Annotated in this window: 20 protein-coding genes and 2 riboswitches; of the genes, 13 read left to right on the plus strand and 7 right to left on the minus strand. The window is 72.0% G+C overall.

Going from position 1 to position 24,744, the window contains the following annotated elements:
- Window positions 1–38 precede the first annotated feature (38 nt).
- The 5 genes from ACY34M_RS28920 to metE form a co-directional block, all read right to left on the minus strand.
- Window positions 39–2,453 carry a GH92 family glycosyl hydrolase gene (locus ACY34M_RS28920; RefSeq protein ID WP_462721253.1) on the minus strand — a complete coding sequence of 805 codons (2,415 nt, stop codon included), beginning with the start codon at window positions 2,451–2,453 and terminating at the stop codon, window positions 39–41.
- A 166-nt stretch (window positions 2,454–2,619) separates the two neighbouring features.
- On the minus strand, window positions 2,620–3,396 hold the full coding sequence (locus ACY34M_RS28925) for an ABC transporter ATP-binding protein (protein WP_462721254.1): 777 nt from the start codon (window positions 3,394–3,396) through the stop codon (window positions 2,620–2,622).
- Window positions 3,393–4,496 (minus strand): FecCD family ABC transporter permease, encoded by a 1,104-nt coding sequence (locus tag ACY34M_RS28930; RefSeq protein WP_462721255.1) that lies wholly within the window; start codon window positions 4,494–4,496, stop codon window positions 3,393–3,395. The genes ACY34M_RS28925 and ACY34M_RS28930 overlap by 4 nt, the downstream gene beginning before the upstream one ends.
- Entirely contained in the window at window positions 4,493–5,512 is a 1,020-nt protein-coding gene (locus ACY34M_RS28935) for an ABC transporter substrate-binding protein (RefSeq protein WP_462721256.1), read from the minus strand. The genes ACY34M_RS28930 and ACY34M_RS28935 overlap by 4 nt, the downstream gene beginning before the upstream one ends.
- A gap of 146 nt (window positions 5,513–5,658) precedes the next feature.
- A complete protein-coding gene (gene metE / locus ACY34M_RS28940; RefSeq protein WP_462721257.1) occupies window positions 5,659–7,977 on the minus strand; it encodes a 5-methyltetrahydropteroyltriglutamate--homocysteine S-methyltransferase in 2,319 nt (772 codons plus the stop codon).
- 162 nt (window positions 7,978–8,139) lie between these two features.
- Window positions 8,140–8,365: riboswitch (cobalamin riboswitch) on the minus strand.
- Between the two features lie 105 nt (window positions 8,366–8,470).
- Window positions 8,471–8,593: riboswitch (cobalamin riboswitch) on the plus strand.
- A gap of 61 nt (window positions 8,594–8,654) precedes the next feature.
- Here metE and ACY34M_RS28945 point away from each other — a divergent pair.
- The 3 genes from ACY34M_RS28945 to ACY34M_RS28955 are packed head-to-tail and all read left to right on the plus strand — an operon-like array spanning window position 8,655 to window position 12,523.
- Window positions 8,655–9,041, plus strand: a complete 387-nt coding sequence (locus ACY34M_RS28945) for a (2Fe-2S) ferredoxin domain-containing protein (RefSeq protein WP_462721258.1) — start codon at window positions 8,655–8,657, stop codon at window positions 9,039–9,041.
- Window positions 9,042–9,070: 29 nt separating this feature from the next.
- Window positions 9,071–9,745, plus strand: a complete 675-nt coding sequence (locus tag ACY34M_RS28950; RefSeq protein ID WP_462721259.1) for a (2Fe-2S)-binding protein — start codon at window positions 9,071–9,073, stop codon at window positions 9,743–9,745.
- A 60-nt stretch (window positions 9,746–9,805) separates the two neighbouring features.
- Window positions 9,806–12,523 (plus strand): cation-translocating P-type ATPase, encoded by a 2,718-nt coding sequence (locus ACY34M_RS28955; RefSeq protein ID WP_462721260.1) that lies wholly within the window; start codon window positions 9,806–9,808, stop codon window positions 12,521–12,523.
- On the opposite strand, the gene ACY34M_RS28960 is transcribed toward ACY34M_RS28955, so the two are convergent.
- Window positions 12,450–13,286, minus strand: coding sequence for an IclR family transcriptional regulator (locus ACY34M_RS28960; protein ID WP_462721261.1), 837 nt, complete (start codon window positions 13,284–13,286; stop codon window positions 12,450–12,452). The two genes, ACY34M_RS28955 and ACY34M_RS28960, sit on opposite strands and share 74 nt — an antisense overlap.
- 129 nt (window positions 13,287–13,415) lie before the next feature.
- Here ACY34M_RS28960 and hutH point away from each other — a divergent pair, with 129 nt between their 5' ends.
- The 4 genes from hutH to ACY34M_RS28980 all read left to right on the plus strand — a co-directional run bounded on the left by hutH (window position 13,416) and on the right by ACY34M_RS28980 (window position 18,072).
- A complete protein-coding gene (gene hutH, locus ACY34M_RS28965; RefSeq protein WP_462721262.1) occupies window positions 13,416–14,951 on the plus strand; it encodes a histidine ammonia-lyase in 1,536 nt (511 codons plus the stop codon).
- A 113-nt stretch (window positions 14,952–15,064) separates the two neighbouring features.
- Entirely contained in the window at window positions 15,065–15,628 is a 564-nt protein-coding gene (locus tag ACY34M_RS28970; RefSeq protein ID WP_462721263.1) for a HutD/Ves family protein, read from the plus strand.
- A 98-nt stretch (window positions 15,629–15,726) separates the two neighbouring features.
- Window positions 15,727–16,482, plus strand: a complete 756-nt coding sequence (hutC, locus tag ACY34M_RS28975) for a histidine utilization repressor (protein WP_462721264.1) — start codon at window positions 15,727–15,729, stop codon at window positions 16,480–16,482.
- 144 nt (window positions 16,483–16,626) lie between these two features.
- Window positions 16,627–18,072, plus strand: coding sequence for an amino acid permease (locus ACY34M_RS28980; RefSeq protein ID WP_462721265.1), 1,446 nt, complete (start codon window positions 16,627–16,629; stop codon window positions 18,070–18,072).
- 12 nt (window positions 18,073–18,084) lie between these two features.
- Here the strand turns inward: ACY34M_RS28980 and ACY34M_RS28985 are convergent, their stop codons facing one another.
- Window positions 18,085–18,861: an IclR family transcriptional regulator gene (locus ACY34M_RS28985; protein WP_462721266.1), complete on the minus strand. Its 777-nt coding sequence runs from the start codon at window positions 18,859–18,861 to the stop codon at window positions 18,085–18,087.
- 115 nt (window positions 18,862–18,976) lie between these two features.
- Here ACY34M_RS28985 and ACY34M_RS28990 point away from each other — a divergent pair, with 115 nt between their 5' ends.
- From ACY34M_RS28990 to ACY34M_RS29015, 6 genes are all read left to right on the plus strand, one after another.
- A complete protein-coding gene (locus tag ACY34M_RS28990) occupies window positions 18,977–20,152 on the plus strand; it encodes a cupin domain-containing protein (RefSeq protein ID WP_462721267.1) in 1,176 nt (391 codons plus the stop codon).
- A 2-nt stretch (window positions 20,153–20,154) separates the two neighbouring features.
- Complete coding sequence (locus ACY34M_RS28995; protein WP_462721268.1) at window positions 20,155–20,982, plus strand: fumarylacetoacetate hydrolase family protein; 828 nt, start codon at window positions 20,155–20,157, stop codon at window positions 20,980–20,982.
- Window positions 20,979–21,611, plus strand: a complete 633-nt coding sequence (locus tag ACY34M_RS29000; protein WP_462721269.1) for a maleylpyruvate isomerase family mycothiol-dependent enzyme — start codon at window positions 20,979–20,981, stop codon at window positions 21,609–21,611. Before ACY34M_RS28995 ends, ACY34M_RS29000 begins: the two co-directional genes overlap by 4 nt.
- 27 nt (window positions 21,612–21,638) lie before the next feature.
- Window positions 21,639–22,883 (plus strand): FAD-dependent monooxygenase, encoded by a 1,245-nt coding sequence (locus ACY34M_RS29005; protein WP_462721288.1) that lies wholly within the window; start codon window positions 21,639–21,641, stop codon window positions 22,881–22,883.
- Window positions 22,884–22,899: 16 nt separating this feature from the next.
- On the plus strand, window positions 22,900–23,508 hold the full coding sequence (locus ACY34M_RS29010) for a TetR/AcrR family transcriptional regulator (RefSeq protein ID WP_462721270.1): 609 nt from the start codon (window positions 22,900–22,902) through the stop codon (window positions 23,506–23,508).
- Window positions 23,509–23,725: 217 nt separating this feature from the next.
- Window positions 23,726–24,700, plus strand: a complete 975-nt coding sequence (locus ACY34M_RS29015; RefSeq protein WP_462721271.1) for a phosphotriesterase family protein — start codon at window positions 23,726–23,728, stop codon at window positions 24,698–24,700.
- Window positions 24,701–24,744: the final 44 nt, after the last annotated feature.

Genomic DNA, 24,744 nt, shown 5'->3' on the forward strand with positions numbered 1-24,744 from the left:
CGGATACGACACTCTCCGGCCCGCGCCACACCGTCATGTCAGCGCTGAGCCACCGCGCCCGGAGCGGCGCCCACGCCCCAGTTCGTCGGCTTCTCCGAGAGCTTGACCTTGATCGTGCCCGCGCCGAGCAGGTCCTTGTGGGACAGCCAGCTCTGGCGCAGCGGGCCCTTGCCCGTGGACACGGACGACACGTACTGCAGCTTCGACGCGTCCGCGCCGGGCGCCTCGATGCCGATCTTGCGGCCGTGCGAGGGACGGATCTCGACCTTGTCGAACATCGGCGCGGACAGGACGTACTTCGCCGAGCCGGGCTGCACCTCGAAGACACCGGCCATGGCGAAGACGAGCAGCGACGACGTGGCACCGAGATCGTCGTTGCCGGGCATGCCGTACGGGTCGTCGGTGAACAGCGTCCGCATGGCCCGCAGCACCGAGGAGGTCTTCCACGGAGTGTCGGTCCACGCGTACATCCACGGGGCGTGGAAGTCCGGCTCGTTGTTCGGGTTGAACGCGAAGTTGTTGTGGTAGTCGTACGCGCCCGTCACCCAGGAGTCCTTGGCGGCCTTCGCCGGGTCGCTGAGCACGGTCGGCATGTCGAAGAACGTGTCGAGCCGCTGCTCGGCGGCCTTCTTGCCACCCATCAGACCGTAGAGGGCCTGCGGGTTCTGCTGCGCGAGCCACTGGTACTGCCAGGCCGTGCCCTCGTGGAAGGCGCCGGACTGGGTGGGGTCGGTGTCACCGGCGGCGCTGCCGTCCTCGTTCCTCGTCACCGGGAACCCGGTGAAGCCCTGCGAGGTGACGTCGGCGTCCCACAGCTTCGTGAAGTTGTCGCAGCGCGAGGCGAGCGTCGCGGCCTTGTCCTTGTGGCCGAGACCGTCGGCCATCGTGGACAGCGCGCAGTCGCCGAGCGCGTACTCCAGCGTGGCCGAACCGGCCTGCCGGCTGTCGCCGTACTTGTAACCGGGCAGGTCCTGGTAGCCGACGAAACCGTTCTTGACGTAGCTCGGGTTGCCGTCGCGGCCACGGAAGATCGACTGATCCTTCGGGACCTCGTTGACGTTCTTCCACAGGGCGTCGAACAGCTCGCGCGACGTACGGTCGTCGAGCAGGCCCCGGTTGTAGAGGTCGACGACGAACGGGGTGACGGGGTCGCCGCTCATCACGTTGGTCTCACTGTTGCCGAGCCCCCAGCGCGGCAGCCAGCCACCGTCCTTGTAGACACGCAACAACGACGTGGCCATGTCGGCGGCCTTGTCCGGGTGCAGCAGCGCCACCAGCTGGTTCTGCGAACGGTACGTGTCCCAGAGCGAGAACATCTGGTAGTACGTCGAGTCCGAGCGGTGCACCTTGTCGTCGAAACCGCGGTAGCGGCGGTCGACGTCCGAGCCTATCGAGGGGTGCAGCAGCGAGCGGTACAGCGCGCTGTAGTACGTCCGCTGGTCGGCGGTGGAGCCACCGGCGACGCGCATCCGGTTCAGTTCCTTGAGCCAGGCGTCGTGTGCGCCGGAGCGCGCCTTGTCGAACGAACCGGGCTGCTCGGCGCCGCGGTTGAGGCGCGCGCCGTCGACCGAGGTGTACGAGAGGCCCACCGACGCGCCGACCTTGTCACCCTTGGACGGGTCGAACGACAGCCAGGCACCGGTGCGCTTGTCGCCCCGTGAGGCCTCGCGCTGGTTCGGGGTCAGTGTGCCGTCGCTCCACGTGCCGAACTTCGAGAACGAGCGGTTGAACTTGGCGCTGAAGAAGACCCGGTAGCGCTCCTTGCCGGTCTCCCCGCAGAAGTTGCCGCCCTGGACCCAGCCCTCGACGGTGTCGTCGCCGACCACCTTGATGCCACCGGCGTAGGTGCTGCCGTTGCTCTCCCCGGCCTCGATGAGGACGTTCTCGGCGCCGGAACCGCTGGGGTACGTGTAGCGGTGCTGGCCGGTCCGCTGGGTCGCGGACAGCTCGGCCTTGATGCCGTTGTCGAACGTCACGCCGTAGTAACCCGGCGACCGGGTCTCGTTGTCGTGGCTGAACTTCGCGCCGTACTTCGCCGGGTCGGACGAGGTGACATCACCGGTCGTCGGCATGAACCGGATGTTGCCCATCGTCTGGCAGCCGACACCCGACAGGTGCGTGTGGCTGAAGCCGAGGATGGTGTCCTGCGCGTAGTCGTACGAGGCGTACTTGTTCAGCTGCGTGTCCGGGCTCAGCTGGACCATGCCGAAGGGGGTGGTGGCGCCGGGGAAGGTGGTCCCGTCGCCGTTGTTGCCGATCGACGTGTCGACCAGGCCGGTCGGATCGGCGGCGAAGCCGGGCCCCGCGTCCTCGGCGGTCGCGACGCCGGGGGTGAGGGTGGCGGCGGCGACGGCGGTGACGACGAAGGCGGCGGTGAGGGTCCGCCTCAGCGATCTGAGCGGTCCCCGCGGCCTGCGGGACGTCGACCGTCTCGGCGAAGGCAACGTTCGCATCGCGATCCTCTCGTTAGACAACGTTGTCGGTACGATTCCTTTCGATCTTCGTCTCGGGGGAGGGGGTTCGTCAATGCATACGGGTGGAGGGGCTGTTGAGCGCCTGGTGGAGGCGGCGGCCGGGGCGGGGTCTTGGTGCCCGCCCGGCCGCCGAGCCGGGTGACGGTCAGTCGTTCGGCAGATACGTCACCTGCGGTCGCCGCGTTCGTGGGTGGACGGTGACCTCCGCCGTCACCTCGTAGACCTCCGCGAGGAGCCGCGGCGTGAGGACGTCGGCCGGCGGTCCCGTGGCCACGAGTTCGCCCGCGCGCAGTACGTACAGGCGGTCGCAGTAGTGGGCGGCCAGGTTCAGGTCGTGGAGGGCGACCAGGACCGTGGCGGAGAGGCGGCGCAGAGCGGAGAGGATCTCCAATTGGTGGCGGATGTCCAGGTGGTTGGTGGGTTCGTCGAGGACCAGCAGGGACGGCTGCTGCGCCAGGGCCCGGGCGATGAGGACGCGTTGGCGTTCGCCGCCGGAGAGACGGTCGAAGGGGTGGTCGGCGAGGGCGGTGGCGTCGACGGACGCGAGCGCCGTGTCGATCAGTTCGGCGTCCTGTGCGGTGTCGCCCGCGAGCAGCCGTTTGTGCGGGGTGCGGCCCATGGCGACGACCTCGCGGACGGTCAGGTCCACGTCGGCGCCCGCGTCCTGGACGACGGCCGCCACGGTCCGCGCCAGTCGGCGCGTCGGCAGCGTCCACGCGTCCGCGCCGTCGACGCGGACGGTCCCGGAGTCCGGGCGCAGCACCCGGTACACGGACCGCAGCAGCGTCGACTTGCCGCTGCCGTTGGGGCCGACGAGCCCGATCGTCTCGCCCGGCCGCGCGGTCAGCGAGACATCGTCGACGAGCCGCCGCGCGCCCGCGGTGAGCGTGATGCCTTCGACCCGCAGATCGGTCGCCGTCATGCGGAGCCTCCCGCGTTCCTGCGCCGGGCGTCCCGGCGCATCAGCCACAGGAAGAACGGCCCGCCGCACAGCGCCGTGAGGACGCCGACCGGGATCTCCATGGGCGCGGCGACGGTCCGTGCGGCGATGTCCGCCCAGACGAGAAAGACCGCACCGCCGAGCGCGGCCGTGGGCAGCACCCGGCGGTGGTCGCCGCCGACCAGCAGGCGCACCATGTGCGGCAGGATCAGGCCGACGAAGCCGATCGGCCCGGCCGCCGCGACGAGCACGCCCGTCACCAGGGAGACCAGGACGAACATCCGGGCGCGGAAGCGGGCCACGTCCAGGCCCATCGTCGTGGCGGCCTCCTCGCCCGTGAGCAGCAGGTTCAGGTTCGGTGCCTGAGCGAGCAGCACGCCGATCCCGACGAGCAGGGCAAGGCCCGGCAGCCACAGCGCGCTCCACGAGACCCCGCCGAGACCGCCCAGCGTCCAGGCGAGGACGGCGCGCGCCTCGTTGCCGCGGTCCGAGGTGAGCAGCAGCAGGTTGAGCAGTGCGCTGAGCACCGAAGCGACCGCGACGCCGGACAGGATCAGGCGGCTGGACGTGATCCGCCCGCCGGTGCGCGCGCTCGCGTACACGAGCACGAGCGCCCCGAGGGCGCCCGCGAACGCCGCGGCGGACAGCGACATCGCCCCGAAGACGCTCACCCCGAACACGATGACCGCGACCGCGCCGAGCGAGGCACCGGACGAGACACCGAGGAGGTACGGCTCGGCGAGCGGATTGCGGACGAGGGCCTGGAGCGCGGTGCCGACGACCGCGAGTCCCGCGCCGGTGACGGCGCCGAGCAGGACACGCGGCGCCCGCACGTCGAGCACGATCGTCTCCCGAGCCCGGGTCCAGGTCGCATCGCCCCAGTCGGCGCCGACCGCATGCGTCACGATGCCCCACACCTGGGTCGGCGGCACGTGCACCGAGCCGATGGCGAGTCCGGCCGTGAGGGAGACGACGAGGAGGGCGGCGAGCAGGACCAGGACGGCGGTGAGCCGTACTCCCCGCCCGAACTGCCGCGGCCGCTCACGGGCCGGTCGTTCGTCGACCGCGACGGACGCCGTCACTTGAAGCTCTCCGGGTGCAGCCCGCGCGCCAGGTCGTCCACCGCGTACGCCGACCGGACACCCACCAGGGTCGCGGTCAACGGCAGCACGACGAACCGCTTGTGCTTGATGGCCGGAACGTCCGCGAGGGCCGGCTGGGCGAGCAGGTACTTCTTCTTCTGCTCGACGCTCCGCTCGCCTTCGTAGTCGTAGATCGCGACGACCTCGGGCCTGCGGGCGACGACCTGCTCCCAGGACACGTCGCCGAACACGTCGTCCAGATCGGCGAACACATTGCGGCCGCCCGCCGCGCGGATCAGTTGGGTGCCGAGGCTCTTGCCGCCGGCCGTGAAGGCGGACTTGTCGCCGCTGTCGTACACGAACACGGGCACATCCGGCCGGTCCTCGACGGCCGACGACGCCTTCGCGACCCGGGCCTTCAGATCGGCGACGAGGGCGTCGGCCCGGTCGGAGACACCGAAGATCCTGCCGATGGTGCGGATCTCGGCGTAGGTGTCCCGCATGGTCACGTTCTTCTTGCCGCAGTACTCGCGGTTGAGGTAGGTGTCGATGCCCGCGTCGGCGAACGCCTTGCGGGAGCGGCCCTCCTTCTCGTCGAAGGCGCTGGAATAGCCGCCGTAGACGAAGTCGGGCTCGGCATCCAGCACCTTCTCGAACGACGGTGCCTTGCCCGCCAGTTGTGGCACCGATTTGTAGGCCGTGCGCAGGCTCGGCAGAACCGTGGAGTCGGGGTAGGCCGTGCCGACCATGCGGTCCTTCAGGCCGAGCGAGAGCATGAGTTCGGCCGGATGCTGATGGATGGTCACCACGCGTGACGGCGGTCTGTCGTAGGTGGTCTTCACACCGCAGTTGTCGACGGTGACGGGGAAGCCCTCGGCGGTCGACGCCGCGGCCTCGGGATCCTTGGCGCTCCCGGCGTCCGCTCCGGACGGACCGCAGCCGGCAGTGAGCGTGATCGCGGACAGCGCCGCGACGGTGGCCACGAGCCGCGCCGCGAAGCGCCGTCGGCGGGACACATGAGGTGCAAGGGAAGGGGAAGGGTTCGGGGCGTCGTCGTAACGGGCGTACACGTAAAGCCTCCTGCGGAGCCCGCGCTCCTCGCGATGGGGCCGCGGGCCGGGGCACGGCAGGTGCCCGGGCCCGCGGTTCGGTGTGGGGTGGATCAGGCGGTGCCGAGGTCCGCGCGCACGGTCCGTGCCGCGGTCACCAGGTTCTCCAGCGCGGCGCGCGTCTCGGGCCAGCCGCGGGTCTTCAGCCCGCAGTCCGGGTTGACCCACAGCCGTTCGGCGGGGATGGCCTCAAGTCCCTTACGCAGAAACGCGGATGCCTCCTCGGCGCTCGGTACGCGCGGGGAGTGGATGTCGTAGACACCGGGGCCCGCCTCGCGCGGGTAGCCGTGCTCGGCGAGCTCGTGCGCGACCTGCATGTGGGAGCGGGCGGCCTCCAGGCTGATGACATCGGCGTCGAGGTCGTCGATGGCCCGGATGATGTCACCGAACTCCGCGTAGCACATGTGTGTATGGATCTGGGTGTCCGGACGCACGCCCGAGGTGGTCAGGCGGAACGCCTCGGTGGCCCAGTCGAGATAGGCGGCACGGTCAAGGGCGCGCAGCGGCAGTGTCTCGCGCAGCGCGGGCTCGTCGACCTGGATGACCGACGTGCCGCTCGCCTCCAGGTCGGCGACCTCGTCGCGCAGGGCGAGGGCGACCTGCCGTGCGGTGTCGCCGAGCGGCTGGTCGTCGCGGACGAAGGACCAGGCGAGCATGGTGACGGGCCCGGTGAGCATGCCCTTGACGGGACGGTCGGAGAGCGATTGGGCGTACGACGTCCAGCGCACCGTCATCGGTTCGGAACGGGAGATGTCGCCCGCGAGGACCGGCGGGCGGACGTAGCGCGTGCCGTACGACTGCACCCAGCCGTGCCGCGTGGCCAGGTAGCCGGTGAGCTGCTCGGCGAAGTACTGCACCATGTCGCCGCGTTCGGGCTCGCCGTGCACGAGGACGTCGATCCCCGCCTTCTCCTGGAAGGAGACGACCTCGCGGATCTCGCTCCTGACACGGTCCTCGTAGCCCGCGGTGTCGAGGCGCCCGGCGCGCAGTTCGGCGCGGGCGGTGCGCAGTTCAGTGGTCTGCGGGAACGACCCGATGGTGGTGGTCGGCAGCAGCGGCAGGCCGAGGAGCGCGCGCTGGGCGGCGGCCCGTTCGTCGTACGGCTGCGAGCGGCGGGTGTCGGAGTCGGTGACGGCGGCGGCGCGGGCACGGACGGCCGGGTCCCTGGTGATCGGCGAGGTGGCGCGGGAGCTCAGTGCGGCCCGGTTTCCCGCGAGTTCGGCCGTGATGGTGTCGATGCCGCCGGCCAGCCCCCTGGCGAGGGTGACCACTTCGTCGGTCTTCTGGCGGGCGAAGGCGAGCCAGCGCAGGATCTGCGGCTCGATGTCCCGCTCCAGGGACGCGTCGAGCGGGACGTGGAGCAGCGAGCAGGAAGGCGCGACGTCGACCCGGTCGGCGAGGCCGAGCAGGGTGCCGAGCGTGACGAGGGACCTCTCCAGGTCGTTGACCCAGACGTTGCGGCCGTCCACCACACCGGCGACCAGCCGCTTCCCGGGCAGCCCGCCGACCGCGGCGAGCGCGTCCAGGTTGGCGGCGGCCGGGCCGGTGAAGTCGAGGGCGAGGCCGTCGACCGGGGCCTTGGCCAGCACCGGCAGCGCGTCACCGAGTCGGTCGAAGTACGTGCCGACCAGGAGCTTCGGACGGTCGGTGAGGGCGCCGAGGTCGCGGTAGGCGCGGGCGGCGGCGTTCAACTCGGCCGGGGTGCGGTCCTGGACCAGGGCCGGCTCGTCGAGTTGCACCCACCGGGCCCCGGCCGCCCGCAGATCGGCGAGCACCTCCCCGTACACCGGCAGCAGCCGGTCGAGCAGGGTCAACGGGTCGAAGTCGGCCGCGACACCGGGCGCGGGCTTGGCGAGCAGCAGATACGTGACGGGTCCGACCAGCACAGGACGGGCGGCCAGACCGAGCGCGACGGCCTCCCGCAGCTCCGCGACCTGCTTGGCGGAGTCGGCGGCGAACACCGTGTCCGGACCCAACTCCGGCACCAGATAGTGGTAGTTGGTGTCGAACCACTTGGTCATCTCCAGCGGTGCGACGTCCTGCGTGCCACGCGCCATGGCGAAGTAGCCGTCCAGCGCGTCGGCGTCGACCTGGGCGCGGTGTCGCCGCGGGACGGCGCCGACCATGACGGTGGTGTCGAGGACGTGGTCGTAGTACGAGAAGTCGCCGGTGGGGACTTCGCCGATGCCGGCGTCGGCGAGCTCGCGCCAGTTGGCGCGGCGCAGGTCGGCGGCCGTGGAACGGAGATCGTCGGCGGTGCGGCGGCCCTTCCAGTACCCCTCGATCGCCTTCTTGAGTTCGCGGTCGCGTCCCTGGCGGGGGTAGCCGTACACGGTGGCCCGTGCTGCCGCCGCCGCGGTGTTGGTGGTCACGGAGTTCTCCTTCGAGACGTATCCCTGAGATCCCGCAGACCCGTGCGGCGCGAAGGAGTGGCACGACCGGCGGTCACGACCCGGCACGCGATGGCGCGGTCGTCCGCTCGGTGTGCACGCCGACCCGCCCACGAGGTCACCGGGATGTCCGTGCACGTGTCGTCCGCGCACGGGCAGATGGCAGGTCTTCGGACTCGTGGGCGCGTCCCGTACAGGTACGGAACTTCTACTGGCCGTCGCTTCCCGGGTCCCCTGTCGCGGGGCCCAGTGCGTATGACGGCGGTCGTTCCCACTCACCGCTGCGGGGCAGTCCCGGATTCCCACCGGGTTCCCTCTTGCGACGCATCCCGCCTGGCGGACGGGGCGAACCAGCTGCGTGCGCAACCCTACGGCCCCGCGCTCACGCCTGGCCACAGGGGGCCACAACTCGGCTGCGGCCCAAGGGCCGTGGCACACATGGCAGGATGGCCGAGGACATGGGCGACGGCGGCCCGAGGAAACCGGTGCGAATCCGGTGCGGTACCGCCACTGTGATCGGCGAGCGGATCCCGACGCGCCACTGCCCCGCAAGGGTGGGAAGGCCGGGACGAGCACGGACCCGAGAGCCAGGAGACTCACGCTGTCGCCCCCTCGAAGCGATCCGGGGCGGAACTCCCCGGCAAGAGGAGGGACGCGGCATGCCTGAACGGCTCGCGGACGAAGTGAGCACGGCGGCGGACCGCGCGGTCGCGTGCAGGGTGGTCGTGTGCCGTGACTGCTGCTGCGGCACCGTCAAGGTCGCCGGCGATCACGCGGCGCAGAAGGCGCGGCTCCGGGAGGTCGCGCCGGTGCGGATCTCCGAGTGCCTGGACGTGTGCGAGCAGGCCAACGTCGTCGTGGTGCAGCCCTCCGCCGCCGGTCGGGCGGCCGGCGCACGACCGGTGTGGCTCGGCCTGGTCAACGACTCCGACGCCACCGAGGACATCGCGCGGTGGGTGAGCGCCGGAGGGCCGGGAGTCGCGCCCCGGCCCGAGATCCTCGACCTGTACCTCATCGACCGGCCGCGCCGCGCCACGGCATCGTGAGCGCCCAAGTGTCCGGAGAGCCGGAAGAGGTGTCTACGGAGGAAGTGGCCGAGGTGCTGCGGGATGTGGCGCGGATCGGCGGTTTCTTCGCCCTTGATGTGGGCCGGGCGCCGGGCGAGCACGCTGCCGCCGACACCGATGGGCCCAGTCACGCGGGGTTCGCCGCCCGGGCCCGGACGGTCAACGAGCGCTACGCATCCCCCGAGGCCCGGATCGGTGTCTCGATCGCCCATCTGGGACTCGCGGCCCGGCTCTGGTCACCCGTCCTGGCCTGCGCCCTCGTGCACGGAATCGTGCCGACGATGCGCACCGTGGAGTGGGCGGGCGACGGCTCGGCCCTCCGCCTGGCCGAGCCGCGGGGGCTACGTGTCCCGGGGCTGCCCGCGCTCGCCGACGCCGTGCACGGGCAGGTCGAGGGAGCCCTCGAACGGATCGAGGACGGTCTCACCGTGAAGACGGCGCCGCGCCTGCTGGCGGGCAACTCCGCGTCGGCCCTTGTCGGTTCGGCGGCGCAACTGCTCAGGTCACGGCCGGGCCTGCGGACGGCGGTCACGGACCTGACGCAGACCCTGCTCGACACGGGCCGGCTGCGCGGCACCGGCCGCATCACCGGCCCGGAGCTGACGTTCCGGCGCCGCAGCTGCTGCCTGTACTACCGGGCGCCGGGCGGCGGGAAGTGCGGGGACTGCTGCTTGGTGCGATGACCGGCCGCGGGGGAGTACGGACAACGCGACAGCGCACCTGTCCCATTGTTCACTGGGACCATGTCCAGCAGCGCGGCCACGAGTCATCCGGACCCCGCAGGCGAGGATGCGGCGGTGCCGTGGTCCCTGCCGGTGCCGGCGGTGCTGGAGCGGTACGACACCTCCGCCGACGGACTCACCCGGGTGGAGGCAGCGCGGCGGCTCGCCGACAGCGGGCCCAACCGCCTCGCGCCACCCGCCCCGACCCCGCTGTGGCGGCGGATCCTCGCCCAGTTCCAGGACGTCCTGATCTACGTCCTGCTCGGCTCCGCCGTGCTGAAGGCGCTGCTCGGCGACTGGGTGGACTTCTCCGTCATCCTCGCCGTCGCCGTGATCAACGCCGTGATCGGCCTGGTGCAGGAGGGCCGGGCGGAGAAGGCGCTGAACGGGATCCGGTCGATGCTCTCCGTCATGGCGCACGCCCGGCGCGACGGGGCGTGGGTCGAGGCGGACGCGGAGGAGCTCGTGCCGGGGGACGTGGTGCGGCTGCGGTCGGGCGACCGGGTCCCCGCCGACCTGCGGCTCCTGGAGTCCACCGGGCTGCGCGCCGACGAGGCCGCCCTGACCGGCGAGTCGCTGCCGGCCGCCAAGCACGTGGATCCGGTGGACGCGGACGCGGGCGTGGGGGACCGCACCCCGATGCTGTTCTCCGGCACGCTGATCTCGGCGGGCACCGGCACCGGCGTCGTCGTCGCCACCGGCGCGGACACCGAGATCGGCCGTATCCAGACGATGATCGACCAGGTGGACTCGCTGGAGACACCGCTCTCCCGGACCCTCGCGTCCTTCGGGAAGCGGCTCGCGCTCCTGATCCTCGTCGCCGCCGTCGTCATGATCGTGATCGGCGCCCTGCACGATTTCAGCACGTCGGAGCTGCTGTCGGCGGCCATCGGCTTCGCCGTCGCCGCCGTCCCCGAGGGGCTCCCCGCCCTGGTGACCATCACGCTCGCGCTCGGCGTGCAGCAGATGGCGAGGCGCCGGGCCATCACCCGCAAGCTGCCCGCGGTCGAGACCCTCGGCTCGGTCACCACGATCTGCTCCGACAAGACCGGCACCCTCACCACCAACGAGATGACCGCCCGGCTCGTGCGCACCCGCGCCCACACCTACGACGTCAGCGGCCTCGGCTACGCCCCGGAGGGCGAGGTCACCCTGGACGGCGCCCCGGCCGCGCTCGCCGACCACGCGGATCTGCGCTCGCTGGTCGAAGTGATGGCCGAGTGCAACGACGCCCGTGTCGTCCGCGGCGACAGCGGCCGCTGGGAACTCGTCGGCGAGCCCACCGAGGGGGCGCTGCGCACCCTCGGCATGACCGCCGGTTACGACACCGGCGCGAACCGGCGGCGCGCGGTGCTCCCGTTCGAGTCCGAGACCAAGTACATGGCGGTCCTCGACGAGACCCCCGACGGCTCGCGGCACATCCTCCTCAAGGGCGCCCCGGACCGGGTGCTCGCCCGCTGCACCACCCAGACGGCGGCGGACGGCTCCGCCGAACCGCTGGACGCCGCGTTCTGGGAGGACCGGATCGACGAGATCGGCGACCGCGGGCTGCGGGTCCTGGCCGCCGCCCGGACCCGTGCCGACGCCGGGCGCACCGGCCTCGAACCGGCGGACGTCGAGGGCGGGCTGGAGTTCGTGGGCGTCGTCGGCATCGTCGACCCGCCGCGCCCCGAGGCCGTCACCGCCATCGCCGAGTGCCGCCGCGCCGGTGTCCGGGTCAAGATGATCACCGGTGACCACGCGGGCACCGCCGTCGCCGTCGCCCGCGAGATGGGCATCGGCGACGGCCCCGCGCCGCACCACCTCACCGGTGCCGAACTGGAGGCCATGGACGACGCCCGGCTGCGCGAGGCGGTCCGCGACGTCGACGTCTACGCCCGCACCTCGCCCGAGCACAAGATCCGGATCGTCTCCGCCCTCCAGCACCACGGCGAGGTCGTCGCCATGACCGGCGACGGCGTCAACGACGCCCCGGCGCTGACCCAGGCCGACGTCGGCGTGGCGATGGGCATCAAGGGCACGGAGGCGACCAAGGACGCCGCCGAGGTGGTGCTCGCCGACGACAACTTCGCCACCATCGAGCGGGCGGTCGAGGAAGGCCGCCGGATCTACGACAACCTGCGCAAGTCGCTGCTCTTCCTGCTGCCGACCAACGGCGCCCAGTCGCTCGTCATCCTCGTCGCCGTGGTGTTCGGCTGGACGCTGCCGCTCCAGCCCGTCCAGGTGCTGTGGATCAACATGGTCACCGCGGTCACGCTCTCGCTCGCCCTCGCCGGGGAGAAGGCCGAGCACGACATCATGACCAGGCCGCCGCGCGCCCCCGACGCCCCGCTGCTCGACGCGGTGTTCGCCCGACGGATCGCCGTCACCTCGGTGCTCATCGGCGCCGCCACGATGGCGGTCTTCTACCTCGACACCGCGCGTGGGGTGCCGCTCCCTGAGGCGCAGACGACCGCCGTGACCATGCTGGCGCTCGGACAGCTGGCGTACCTGTTCAACTGCCGCTTCCTGGACCGCTCCAGCCTCACTTTGGACGTCCTGCGCGGGAACCGGGCCGTCTGGTGGTCCTGCGGAGCGCTCCTGGCCCTCCAACTGTTCTTCACCTACGTGCCGTTCATGCACGACTGGTTCCACACCGCCGCGATCGGCCTGCGTGAGTGGGGTCTCACCGCCGGGTTCGCGGTGCTGATCTTCCTGCTGGTCGAGGCGGAGAAGGCGTGGGGCTCGCGGCGTCGGTGACCGGCGCCGCGCCGCCCACCCGACGGGTCAACTCCCGCGCCGTCTGCGCCACATGGCCCGCGATCCGCCGCTGCTCCGCCTCGTCGACGTCCTCGTCGGGGAACGTGACCGCGATCCCGGCGATCGGATGTGCGTGATGGTCGAGGACGGGCGCGGCCACCGAGGACAGGCCCGGAACCACCTCGCCCTCCTCCGTCGCGTACCCGCGGCGCCGCGCCTGGGCGAGCAGCGCGCGCAGCGCGGTCAGCGACGCGGGACCCGCCCCGTGCCGCTGCACGAACGCCGACTTGTCCGGGAAGATCGCCCGCACCTGGGCGGGCGGCAGCAGCGCGAGCACCGCCCGGCCGCTCGCCGTGAGGTGGGCGGGCAGCCGGACGTCGACCCCGCTGATCAGCGGCGCCCGGCCGGGTGCGCGCTCCTCGATGACGTAGATGACCTCGCGGCCGTGCAGCACGGCCAGGTTCGCGTTGTGCCCGGTGCGGTCCACGAGCGCGGCGAGCGGGGCCCGCGCCAGGCGCTGGAACGGGGCCTGGCGCTCGTACCCCGAGGCCAGTTCGAAGGCGCTGACCCCGAGCCCGTAGCGCCGCTCCTCCGGCAGATGGACCACGAAGCCGTCCGCCGCCAGGGTGTCGAGCAGGTGGTACGTCGTCGAGCGCGGCAGCCCCACGTCGCGGCTGATGGCGGCCGCGGGGACGGGGGCGGCCTGGCGGGCCAGATAGCGCAGGACGGCCAGCACCTGGGCGGCGGCCGGGACGATACTCATGGGGCGACAGTAGACCAGAGATGACACACACCTTCTGTCTGGGATCACAGACAATGTGTCTCGGATCCAAGACACAACACCCGTGGCGGGTCTCGCGCACCCCTGCCCACCTGCGCGTTCAATAGGGGCATGACCGTTGTTGTTGGTGTCGGTGCCCTTGCTGCCGACGAAGTTGTGTCCGTTGCCCGTCATGGCGCCCCGGTGGTCCTCGCTCCCGAGGCCCTCCAGGAGATCGCCCGCAGTCGCGAGGTCGTCAAGGCCCTCGCCGACGACGTCAAGCCCCACTACGGCGTCTCCACGGGCTTCGGCGCCCTGGCCACCCGCCACATCCCCACCGAGCTGCGCGCCCAGCTCCAGCGCAGCCTCGTGCGCTCGCACGCGGCGGGTTCCGGTCCCGAGGTCGAGCGCGAGGTCGTGCGCGCCCTGATGCTGCTGCGCCTGTCCACCCTCGCCACCGGCCGCACCGGCGTCCGCACCGAGACCGCCGAGGCGTACGCCGCCGTCCTCAACGCCGGCATCACCCCGGTCGTCCACGAGTACGGCTCCCTCGGCTGCTCCGGCGACCTGGCCCCGCTCGCGCACTGCGCGCTCGCCGTCATGGGCGAGGGCGTCGTGCGCACCGCCGACGGCGAGCAGAAGCCCGCCGCCGAGGCGCTCGCCGCGGCCGGGATCACCCCGGTCGTCCTGGAGGAGAAGGAGGGCCTCGCCCTCATCAACGGCACCGACGGCATGCTCGGCATGCTCCTCCTCGCCGCCCACGACCTGCGCCGCCTGCTGAGCACCGCCGACATCGCCGCCGCCATGAGCGTCGAGGGCCAGCTCGGCACCGACGCCGTGTTCGCCGCCGACCTCCAGGCCATGCGCCCGCACCCCGGCCAGGGCGACAGCGCGGGCAACCTGCGCTCCCTGCTCGCCGATTCGGGCATCATCGCCAGCCACGCGGGCCCGGACTGCACCTACGTCCAGGACGCCTACTCGCTGCGCTGCACCCCGCAGGTCCACGGCACCGCCCGCGACACCCTCGGCCACGCCGAACTCGTCGCGTCCCGCGAGCTCGCCAGCGCGGTCGACAACCCGGTCGTCACCCTCGACGGCCGCGTGGAGTCCAACGGCAACTTCCACGGCGCCCCCGTCGCCGCCGTGCTCGACTTCCTCGCGATCACGGTCGCCGACGTCGCGTCGATCTCCGAGCGCCGCACCGACCGGTTCCTCGACCCCGCCCGCAACCGCGGTCTGAACGCGTTCCTCGCCGACGACCCGGGCGTCGACTCCGGCCACATGATCGCCCAGTACACGCAGGCCGCGATCGTCTCCGAGCTGAAGCGGCTCGCCGCCCCGGCCTCCGTCGACTCGATCCCCTCCAGCGCCATGCAGGAGGACCACGTGTCCATGGGCTGGTCGGCCGCCCGCAAGCTGCGCCGCGCCATCGACGGCCTCGGCCGCGTGCTCGCCGTCGAGCTCTACACCGCCGCCCGCGCCCTCGACCTGCGCGCCCCGCTGACCCCCGGCCCGGCCACGGCCGCGGTGCGCGACGGACTGCGCGCGACCGTCGAGGGCCCCGGCACCGACCGGTGGCTCGCCCCCGAGATCGAGGAGGCCGTCCAGTACGTCGCCTCCGGCCGCGCCCTGGACGCCGCCGAGTCGGTCACCGGCACCCTGGCCTGACCGGCCTGCCCCCTGTCGCACGTCCCCGGGATCCGCCGGGCCCCGGGGACGTGGCAGTGTGCACCTTCCCGCCCCGTCCGAGGCGGGCCCGTACAGGAAGGACACCCACCCCCATGGCACCCCGAATACTGCGTGCGCGGGAGCGGACTCCCGCACCGTGGAAGAACGGTGGCGGCATCACCACCGAGGTCCTCGCCCACCCCGAGGGCTCCGGCACCGACGATTTCACGTGGCGGATCAGCGTCGCCGACGTCGCGGGCAGCGGACCGTTCTCCGCGTTCGAGGGCATCGACCGGATCATCACCGTCGTCGAGGGGGCGGGCATGGCACTCACCGTCGACGGGACGGAGCACGTCGTCGACACCCGCTTCGCGCCGCTCGCGTTCTCCGGGGACGCCGCCACCGACTGCCGGCTGCTCGACGGCCCCATCGTCGACTTCAACGTCATGGTCCGTCGCACCGAGGCCAAGGCCGACGTCCGCATCGAGCGCGGCACGACCGTGCTCGAACCCGCACCGGGCACGAGCGTCCTGGCGATCGTGCTGGACGGCACCGCGACCCTGGACTCCGTCGGTCTCGACCGGCTCGACGCTGTCCTGCTCCACGGCGACGAGGCCCCCACCGGGGTCACCGTCGACGGAAGCCTCGCGGTCGTCTCCCTCACCGCCGTGCACTGAGCGCCGCCCTTTAGGATTCTCCCCGGGCAGCAGGCCTGGAGCAGCTGGCCTGAACAGGTGGAATCCGCGGGGGAACGATGGCGAGGACGGTGGGCGGCATGACCGTGGGCCCGGCGGAGCTGGCCCGCTGGTACGAGCAGGGCACCAGCGGCACGCTGCCCGCGTACCAGCGCGTCAAGGAGCTGGTCCGGCGGCAGATCGCCGACGGCCGCTGGCTGCCGGACGACGCCCTGCCCTCGGAGAGCCGGTTCGTCGACGCGCTCGGCCTGTCCCGCATGACGGTCAACCGCGCGCTGCGCGAGCTGGCCGCCGAGGGGGTCATCCGGCGCGTCATGGGCGTCGGCAGCTTCGTCGCCCACCACAAGGCCAGCTCGGCGCTCCAGGAGGTCCACAACATCGCCGACGAGGTGCACGGCCGCGGCCACCGCCACACGGCCCGTGTGCTCTCCCTCGGCGCGGAGCCGGCGGAGAGCAGGACCGCCGCACACCTCGGCCTCGGCGAGGGGGAGCCCGTCTTCCGCTCGCGGGTCGTGCACTACGAGGACGGCGTGCCGCTCCAGTTGGAGGACCGGTACGTCAACCCGGCCTTCGCGCCCGGCTATCTGGAGCAGGACTTCTCGCTGCAGACGCCGTTCACGTTCCTGTCGAAGGTCGCGCCGCTCGGCCGTGGCGAGCACATCGTGGAGGCCGTCCTGGCCTCCGCGGAGGAGTGCGGGATCCTCGGCGTGGGCCCGGCCGAGCCGTGCCTGCTGATCCACCGCCGCACGTGGTCACGGGACGCGCTCGTGAGCATCGCGCGCCTGCTTCATCCCGGTTCGCGCTACCGCCTCGAGGGCGCGTTCGACACGCACTGAAACCTCGTCCGCCCAGCCACCGGACCACCTCTTGACTCGCCTGTATAGACAGGCATATACAGGCTGCCGTTCGTCGTCGGGAGCCCGGACAGCAGGTCCTGCCACACGTCCGCCGCCCCCACCCCCGAAGAGGGAGACACTCGTTTGCGTACCGACAAGGCCGGCCTGAGCCGAGGGCTCAACTCACGGCACATCCGCTTCATCGCGCTCGGCTCCGCCATCGGCACGGGGCTCTTCTACGGCTCCTCCGAGTCCATCCAGGCCGGCGGCCCCGCGGTCCTGCTCGCCTACCTGATAGGCGGCGCCGCCGTCTTCCTGGTCCTCAGGTCGCTCGGCGAGATGGCCGTGGCCTCGCCCACCGCCGGCTCCTTCGGCGAGTACGCGAACCGGTACCTCGGCCCGCTGGCCGGCTTCGTCACCGGCTGGACGTACGCCTTCGAGATGGTCATCGTGGCCGTCGCCGATGTCACCGCCATCGGCGTCTACATGGGCTTCTGGTTCCCCGACGTGCCCCGCTGGATCTGGGTGCTCGCCGCCGTCGTCCTCGTCGGCGCGCTCAACCTGGTCAGCGTCAAGGTCTTCGGCGAGCTGGAGTTCTGGCTCTCCCTCGTGAAGATCGTCGCCATCGTCGCGATGATCCTCGTCGGCGTCGCGGTCATCGCCTTCGGCCTCGGCACCGGTCACGTCCACGTCGGCCTGGACAACCTCTGGGGCCACGGCGGCTTCTTCGCGGGCGGCGTCGACGGCTTCGTCCTCTCCTTCGCCATCGTCATGTTCGCCTTCGGCGGCACCGAGATCATCGGCGTCACGGCGGGCGAGGCGCAGTCTCCGGAGAAGACGATCCCGGGCGCCGTGAACTCCATCCCGCTGCGGATCATCCTGTTCTACGTACTGACCCTCGCCGTGATCATGTCGATCACGCCCTGGCAGCAGATCAGCGACTCCGGCAGCCCCTTCGTGCAGATCTTCGCCGGGGTCGGCCTCAAGTCCGCGGCCGCGGTCCTCAACGTCGTCGTCCTCACCGCCGCGCTGTCCGCCATCAACAGCGACATCTTCGCCGCGGGCCGCACGATGTACGGACTCGCCGAGCGCGGCCACGGACCCGCGGCCATGCGGCGCACGACCCGCAACGGCGTGCCGTGGGTGACCACCCTCGTGATGATCGGCGCCCTGCTCTTCGGCGTCGTGATGAACGCCGTGGTCCCCGGCGAGATCTTCCTGATCATCTCCTCGATCGCCACGTTCGCCACGGTGTTCGTCTGGGTGATGATCCTGCTCACCCACATCAAGGCGCGCAGCGCGATGTCGGCCGAGGAGTCCGCGGCCCTCAAGTTCCCCGCCCCGTTCTGGCCCTACGGGCAGATCATCACGCTCCTGTTCATGGCCGCCGTACTCGTCCTGCTCGGCCTGCACGAGAGCACGCGCGTGGCGCTGGAGGTGGGTGTGGTCTGGGTGGCCCTGCTCACGGTGGTCTACGCCCTCGCGATCCGCCGCAGGAACGGCACGGGCCCGCAGTCCGTACCGGCCGACGGCGGCGCCGAGGACGAAGCCGCCACGGCCCCGGAGAAACCGGCCGAGGTCAACGGCTGACCTGCCGGGCCCTCAGGGCTGCTCGGCCAGGTCCTTCTCGAGGGCGTGCGCCGCGGCCTCCAGCGTGGCGACGATGGGGCGCAGCCGCTCGGGGTCGTAGCGCACGCCGGGCATCGAGACGGAGAGGCCGGCCAGGGCGGTGCCGTCCTGGCCGCGCACCAGGACGCCCACGGCGACGAGTCCGCGTTCGGACCGCTCCCTGTTGACCGCGAAGCCGCCCCGGCGCACCCGCTTCAGCTCCGTGCGCAACCGCGCCAGATCGGGGCGGTCCGCCGGGCGGTCGCGGTAGCGCTCGGCGGCGTAGACCTCCTCCAGCTCGTCGCCGCTCAGATCGGTGAGCAACAGGAGACCCGCCGTGGTGCGGTGGGCCGGGAAGACCATGCCCTCGCGGGAACCGACCCGCAGGGACTGCCGGGACTCGACACTGGCGATGAACCGCGCGGTGTCCCCGGTCCGGACGATCAGGTTCGTCGTCTCGTGCAGCAGGTCGACGACCCGGTGCAGATGGGGGAGGGCCGCCGTGCGCAGCCGTGACACCAGCGACTGGGAGTGCGCGGCCAGTTCGAGCACCGGACCCGCGCGATAGATCCGGTCCTCGCCCCGCACCGCGAAGTCCCGGTAGACGAGCATCGCCAGGACGCGATGGGCCGTCGACCGGGCGACCCCCAGGCGCTCCGCCAGCTGCGCGACGGTCGCGCCGCCCTCCAACTGCAGGATGGTCGCCGCCCGCAGCGCGTGGTCCACGCTGGCGATGGGGTACGGCGGCGGTGTCTTCAGCGGCTTGTCCACGATGGCCCCTCGAACTCTGTGCGCACACTCTGCGCCCGAACCCTGCGCCGACCCCTCGAATTCTGCGGAGCAGAATCTCCATGTTCGGTCAGCGGACCCGCCGCACGCTGACCCTGTGACTGAGTCCTTCCTCACCCAAGACACCGCTACGGGCTCCCCGGTCCGGCTCCAGGCCGTCACCGCAGAAGGGCAGCCCGAGGTCACCCCGGCGCTCCACGAGCTGTACCGGGGCTTCGAGCAGGAACTGCTCGTCCCGCTGTGGACCGAGATCGGCGACCTCATGCCCCAGCACCCGCGCTCGCGCGCCGTGCCGCACCTGTGGCGCTGGGAGAAGCTGCGGGAACTCGCCGCCAGGGCGGGCCATCTGGTCCCCGTGGGCCGGGGCGGCGAGCGCCGCGCCATCGCGCTGGCCAATCCGTCCCTCGACGGCCGCCCATTCGCCACCCCGACGCTGTGGGCGGCCATCCAGTACCTGATGCCCGGCGAGGACGCCCCCGAGCACCGGCACACCCAGCACGCCTTCCGCTTCGTGGTCGAGGGCTCGGGCGTGTGGACGGTCGTCGGCGGTGACCCGGTGCCGATGAACCGCGGCGACTTCCTCCCGCAGGCGGGCTGGAACTGGCACGCCCACCACAACGCCACCGCCGAACCGATGGCCTGGATCGACGGCCTCGACATCCCCCTCCAGTACGTCACCGAGGCCCAGTTCTTCGAGTTCGGCCGCGCCGAGATAACCGACGCCGAGCGCACGACGCCCGAGCGCTCGCGCTCCGAACGGCTGTGGGGCCACCCCGGCCTGCGGCCGCTGTCCGCCGCCCCGGCGACGCCCGGCAGCCCGCTGCTGGCCTACAAGTGGCAGTACACCGACGCCGCACTGGCCGATCAGCTCCTGCTGGAGAAGGAGGGCTTCGGCGGCACCGTCGAGCCCGGCCACGCCGCAGTGCGCTACGCCAACCCGCACGACGGCTCCGACGTGCTGCCGACGATCCGCGCCGAGTTCCACCGCGTCGCCCGCGGCGCCGAGACCGCGCCGGTCCGCGAGACCGGCTCGTCCGTGTACCAGGTCTTCGACGGCTCCGGCGTGGTGACCGTCGGCGACACGTCCTGGACGGTGACCCGCGGCGACCTGTTCGTCGTCCCGTCCTGGGAGCCGTTCTCCGCCCGGTCCGAGGCCGGCGGCACCGACTCCGACTCCGGCGCACTCGACCTCTTCCGCTTCTCCGACGCGCCCGTCTTCGAGGCGCTCCACCTCGACCGCACGCAGGTCGACCGCACCCAGAAGGACGCCTGACCATGAAGCTGGCAACGCTCCGCACCGCCGAAGGCACCCGCGCGGTCCGCCTCGACGGCGAGGCCCTCGTCGACCTCGGCCACACCGACCTGGGCGCCCTGTTCGCCACCGACGGCTGGCGGGACACGGCCGCCGCCGCGACCGGCACCACCTACCCCGTCGCGGGCGCCGACTTCGCGCCGGTCGTACCGAACCCGTCCAAGGTCGTCTGCGTCGGCCACAACTACACCAACCACATCAAGGAGATGGGCCGGGACCTGCCCAGCCACCCGACCCTCTTCCCGAAGTTCGCCGAGACCCTCACCGGCGCCCACGACGCCATCGTGAAGCCCGCCGAGACCGAAGCGCTCGACTGGGAGGTCGAGCTGGCGGTCGTCGTCGGCCGGCGGGTGCGCCGCGCCGACGAGCGGCAGGCGGCCGACGCCATCGCCGGTTTCACCGTCATGAACGACATCTCGCTGCGCGACTGGCAGTTCCGCACCATCGAGTGGACCCAGGGCAAGATCTGGGAGGCCACCACGCCGGTCGGCCCCTACGTCGTCACCCCCGACGAGGTCGGCGGTGTCCGCCCCGCCCTCGAAGTGAAGACGGCCGTCGACGGCGAGGTGATGCAGCAGGACGACACCGGCACGCTGCTGTTCGACCCGGTCTTCCTCGTCCAGTACATCTCCACCGCCATCACCCTGAACCCGGGCGACATCATCGCCACCGGCACCCCGGCCGGCGTGGGCAACGCCCGCGACCCCAAGGTCTTCCTCCGCCCCGGCCAGCGGGTCGTCACCGAGATCACCGGTCTCGGCGCCTGCGTCAACGAGGTGGTCGCGGCATGACCACCGCCACCCGTACCCTCACCGAAGCACGTGCCTGGGCCCGCACCGGCACGCAGTTCCTGCTCGACGCGGCCGCGGCCCTCGACGAGGACGCCTTCGCCGCCCCCAGCGCGCTGCCCCAGTGGACGCGCAAGCACCTGGCGGCACACGTCGCCGCCAACGCCGACGCCCTGTGCAACCTGGTGCACTGGGCGGCCACCGGCGAGGAACGGCCGATGTACGCCTCCGCCGACGAACGCGCCGCCGGAATCGCCAAGGGCCCCACACTGACGGCCGACGAACTGCGCACCTGGCTGCACGAATCCGCCCGGCGGCTCGCCGACGGACTCGACCGGCTCATCGACGAACAGTGGCACCACGAGGTCGTCACCGCACAGGGCCGCACCGTCCCCGCCACCGAACTGCCCTGGATGCGCGCCCGCGAGGGATGCGTCCACGCCGTCGACCTCGGCACCGGAGTCACCTTCGCCGACCTGCCGAGCGGGTTCCTGGCCGCCCTGGCCGAGGAGATCCGTGCCAAGCGCGGACTCGACGAACTTCCCGAGGGGCCGCTCCCCGAGGTCGTCGCCTGGCTGGCGGGCCGGCCCCACGCGCTCACCGACGCCCCCGAACTCGGCCCCTGGCTCTGAGAGGTGAACCCCGTGTCCCAACCTGATGTGATCGTCGTCGGCGGCGGCATCGGCGGCCTCGGAGCGGCGTACTCGCTGACCCGCCGGGGCCTCGCCGTCCGCCTCCTGGAGAGCGCCCCCGCCTTCGGCGAGGTCGGCGCCGGCATCCAGCTCGCCCCCAACTGCACCCGCATCCTCGACGACTACGGCCTGCTGGAGGAGGCGAAGAGCCTCGGCGTCGTCCCGGACGCCATGGTCATGCGCGACGCCGTCGACGGCGAAGAGCTCACCCGACTCGATCTGCGGGACCTCGAACGGCGTTACGGATACCCGTACCTGGTCATCCACCGCAGCGACCTGCACGGCCTGCTGCTGCGCGCCTGTCGACGCGTGGGCGTCGAGCTGATCAACAAGGCGCAGGTGACCTCGTACGAGAACACCGACGGCGGCGCCCGCGTGACCCTCGCCTCCGGTGAGCGCCACGAGGCCGGGCTCGTGATCGCGGCGGACGGGCTGCACTCCGTGGCCCGCAAGCAGTTCGTCGACGACGAGCCGGTGTCCTCGGCGTACGTCGCCTACCGCGGCACCGTCCCCGCCGAGCAGCCGCGGGTGCGCGCCGCGGACCTCGCAGAGGTCGTGGTGCACATCGGCCCGCGCTGCCACTTCGTCCACTACGGGCTGCGCGGCGGCGAACTGCTCAACCAGGTCGCCGTGTTCGAGTCACCCAAGGCCCTGGCGGGGGAGGAGGACTGGGGCACGCCCGACGAGCTCGACGCCGCCTTCGCGGACACCTGCGACTTCGTGCGGGACGGCCTGCCGTTCATGTGGCGCGACAAGTGGTGGCGAATGTTCGACCGCGATCCGGTCATGAACTGGGTGCACGGCCGCATCGCCCTGCTCGGCGACTCCGCGCACCCGCCGCTGCAGTACATCGCCCAGGGCGCCATCATGGCCATCGAGGACGGCTGGGTGCTCGGCGAGCACGCCGCCCGCCACCGCGACGCGAGCGGCGACGTCGACTGGAGCGCGGCGCTCGCCGCCTACGAGGCCGTCCGCCCCGAACACTGCCGCCGGGTGCTGACCACGTCCCGCACGTGGGGCGAGCTGTGGCACCTCGACGGCCTCGCCCGCGAGCAGCGCAACACTTTGCTGCGCGCCCGCGACACGTACGACTACTCCTTCACGGACTGGCTGTACGGGCCCACCGCGCTCACGCCGGACGAGGAGCCCGAGATGTTCACGCCGATCCCGCTGACCTCGGCGGACGTCCCGGAGGGCCGGTGCGTGGCGTGACGTTAGGATTTCCGCCATGGCGAACCTTCGACAGGCGCAGAAGCAGATGACGCGCCGCCTCCTGCTGGAGTCCGGCCTCGACCTGTTCACGTCGAAGGGCTACGCCGCCACCAAGGTCGACGACATCGCGACCGCCGCGGGCACCACCCGTGTGACCTTCTACGCGTACTTCCCCTCCCGCACCGATCTGATGCGGGCGCTCATCGACGAGCGGCTCAACGAGGCGCTCCAGCGGGTCCGTTCCCCCGAGCACGGCTCCACGGCCCGGGACCTCGTCGCCACCGTGGCCGACGGGACGGCGGAGGGGATCCGCGCCTGGCTGCGGAGCACCGCGGACAGCTGGCCGGAGATCCGGCCGATCATCCGCGTGGGCCGGGACGCCGCGGCGGTCGACCCGGAGCTGCGCGATCTGGTGGACCGCTGGATGGAGGAGGCCATCAGCGACATCGAGGACGGCCTGACGCGGGCCGGACGCTTCGCACCCCACCAGCGCCGCTTCAAGGGTGTGCTCGCCATGGCCGAGCTCGACTACGTCGCCCAGCACTGGGGCAGCGCCGACTGGAAGCTCACCCGCGAGCAGCTGCTCGACGAGCTGAGCGCCAGCTGGGTACGGCTGCTGACCTGACCCGGCGGGCGCGCGCCCACCTCGTACCAAGGCTCCTCCGAGGCCCTTCACGGCCTCGGAGGAGCCTTTTTGTGCTCACACATCACGCCCCGGCGCAACGTCATGACCAGTGAGTTCTCATGACGTTTGTTTCCTTGACGCCATGTAAAGCGAATGGCTAGCGTGACGGCAGCCACAGGGTGCACAGCCGCACCCACACCGGACACGTGAGGCAGGCATGAGCGTGAACAGCACCACCGTGAACACCGTCCTGGGCCCGGTGCCGGCCGACGAGTTGGGTGTCGTCTCCGTCCACGAGGCGCTGCTCTCGGTGCTTCCGGGCGCCGAGCACGCCTTCGACATCACCCTCGACCGCGCCGAGATCTTCGAGACGCTCGCCGCCAAGCTGCGCGACTTCCGCGCCGCGGGCGGCGGCACGGTCGTCGACGGCACCGGCATGTTCCACGGCCGGGACCTCCGGCTGTACGAAGCCCTGTCCCGCGCCACCGGCGTGCACATCGTCGCCTCGACGGGACAGGGCCCCGAGGAACTGCTCGGCGGCTACTTCCTCACCCCGCAGACCAACCCGCCGACCCCCTGGCCGGCCGAGAAGTTCGCCGACCTCTTCGGCCGCGAGATCACCGAGGGCATGGTGGTCCCGCGCGTGGAGCGCCGCGCACCGGCCGGACTCGTCACCACCGCGGTGACCCGCTCGGGCATGACCGCCACCGACGAGAGCCTGCTGCGCGGCGCCGCCCGCGCCGCGCTCGCCACCGGCACGGCCGTCACCTTCCGGTACGGCGCCGACGCCGTGGCCGAACTCGACGTCGTCCTCAACGAGCGGCTCCCGGCCGAGCAGGTCGCCGTCGGCGGCCTCGACCGCAGGGCGGCCGTCGCCGCCGGCGCGCCCGAGAAGATCGCCGCCCGCGGCGCCCGAGTCCTTCTCGACCGCGTCGGCACCGAGGACACCGAGCACCTCACCGACGCCGAGCGCGCCGACCTGGTCGCCGACCTCGTCCGCGCCGGACACACCGGCCGGATCCTGCTCTCCGTCGGCGCGACCGGCGTGGCCAAGGGGCACCCCGCCAACGACCTGCCGTACAGCCATGTGCTGACCGACTTCGTGCCGCTGCTGACGGCGCGCGGCATCGGCGAGGACGACGTACGCCGCATCCTCGGGGCCAACCCGCGCGACCTGCTCGCGGTGCGCTGACCGCCCCGCCCCGAACCGACCGTCAAGAACTCTTCCGAATCCGA

This window comes from Streptomyces sp. EDA2-14, from assembly GCF_054963755.1.